Here is a 1,517-nt window from a genome sequence, read left to right as displayed (position 1 = left end):
TTCTCGCACAGCGCCGCGAACTGGCGGTCGGCAATGACCGCCAGTTCGCGGCGCTGTGCGAGAAGGTCGTTGATCTGCCACATCTGGCTGGGGATTCGCGCTTCATCAAAGCAGGGGCGCGCGCCACCAACCGTGAGGCGCTGATCCCGCAACTAGCCGCCGTCTTCAAGACCAAGCCACGTGACCACTGGATGGCCACCTGTGCCGCCGCCAGCGTGCCGGCCGGCACGGTAAAATCGATACCGGAAGTCTTCGACAGTCCCAATGTGCGCGAGCGTGGCCTCGTCCAGACCTTGCCGCATCCGCATCTCGGCTCCGTCGCCATGGTGCGCCCGGCGCAGGGACTTGCCGCGCAGCTGACCGCGGACTTCACCGCGCCGCCGATGCTGGGCCAGGACACAGCTGCCGTGCTGGCCGACGTGCTCGGCTATAGCGCCGAGATCATCGACCAGCTGATCGGCACCGGCGCCATCGGCGTCTATACGCCGGCCGCCGAACCGATCCCCGCCTGATCTTCATGGAGCTTGACGGGCCTTCGTCTCGCATTTGCAGGTCGACTGAATGGTTCTTCAACAGGGCGAAGAGCCGTTCCTTGTTTTGGGGCAATCCCCTGGGGAAAGCGCTATGCGCTTTTCCCGGGAAACCGCTTCACCTTTTCTGGAATTGCTCGGCCGGCTACTTCTGCTGGCCGTAATTCTTGTAGCGCCCGCGAATGGCGGGGATCTCGCTGCCCTCGATGAGCACCGGCGTGCCGGCGCTGCGCGCCAAAAGGTACTGCCGCGCCAGGGTTTCCAGCTTGATGGTGCGGATGAGCGCCGTGTCGAGATCGCCGCCGAAGGCGATCATGCCATGATTGGCGAGCAGGCAAGCCGTGCGGTCCTTGAGCGCGACGACGGCAACCTTGGCCAGTTCGCTTGACGCGAAAAGCGCATAGTCCGAGCAGCGCACATCATCGCCGCCGAAGCCCGCCACCATGTAGTGGAACAGTGGCAGCGGTTCACGCAGGCACGACAGCGCCACGCAATGGTCGGGATGGGCATGCACGACGGCGCCGGCCTCGGGAAACGCCTTGTAGATTTCGGCGTGCATCTCCCATTCGCTCGACGGCCGGAACGCAGCGTCCCAGGATCCATCGAGCTGCATCGCCACCATTTGCTCCGGCCGCAAGGCGCTTGTGGCTATTCCCGTCGGCGTGATCAGCATGCCGCCTGTCGTGCGCACGCTGATGTTTCCGGTGGTGCCGACATTCATCCCGCTGGCGTCCAGCGTCTGCGTCGTGGTGATCAGGCTCGTGCGTTCGATTTCGAGTTCCATCACGATGCTCTCCTTGCCGGTGGCCATGTGTCGATCGCCGGCGCAATAGTGCTCGGCCGTGTCATGTCTTGCAGAACGTCGGTGAAGATATCGGGGCCGCCGAGCTTTCCCGATTTCAGCATCAGCGCCAGCGGATCGGAGGGCCGGCCGGGGAGGTGAGCGATGGCGCGCGACAGTCCGGGGCCCTCATAGGCGCCCATGGC

The 1,517-nt window shown here is 64.6% G+C and carries 2 protein-coding genes and 1 pseudogene; 1 reads left to right on the top strand and 2 read right to left on the bottom strand.

All coding sequences use genetic code 11. From position 1 onward, the window contains the following. Nucleotides 1-512: CoA transferase (locus ENZ75_RS31550; RefSeq protein WP_164888164.1), on the top strand; the 512-nt coding region annotated here is incomplete at its 5' end. A gap of 163 nt (nucleotides 513-675) precedes the next feature. Here the strand turns inward: ENZ75_RS31550 and ENZ75_RS31545 are convergent. Further along, nucleotides 676-1,314, bottom strand: coding sequence for a class II aldolase/adducin family protein (locus ENZ75_RS31545; RefSeq protein ID WP_063170446.1), 639 nt, complete (start codon nucleotides 1,312-1,314; stop codon nucleotides 676-678). After that, nucleotides 1,314-1,517, bottom strand: a pseudogene (locus tag ENZ75_RS31540) (hypothetical protein); the annotation flags it as partial. The gene ENZ75_RS31545 and the pseudogene ENZ75_RS31540, both read right to left, overlap by 1 nt.

The organism is Mesorhizobium sp. M7A.F.Ca.CA.002.04.1.1 (assembly GCF_004022805.1).
Classification (GTDB): Bacteria; Pseudomonadota; Alphaproteobacteria; order Rhizobiales; family Rhizobiaceae; genus Mesorhizobium; species Mesorhizobium ciceri.
The sequence above is the reverse complement of the archived record's forward strand: the minus strand, read 5'-3'. Positions and strand labels throughout refer to the sequence as shown.

Bases quoted from the DNA above. Each gene is read 5' to 3' on its own strand.
- ENZ75_RS31545 (WP_063170446.1), bottom strand. From the start codon at position 1,314: ATGGAACTCGAAATCGAACGCACGAGCCTGATCACCACGACGCAGACG.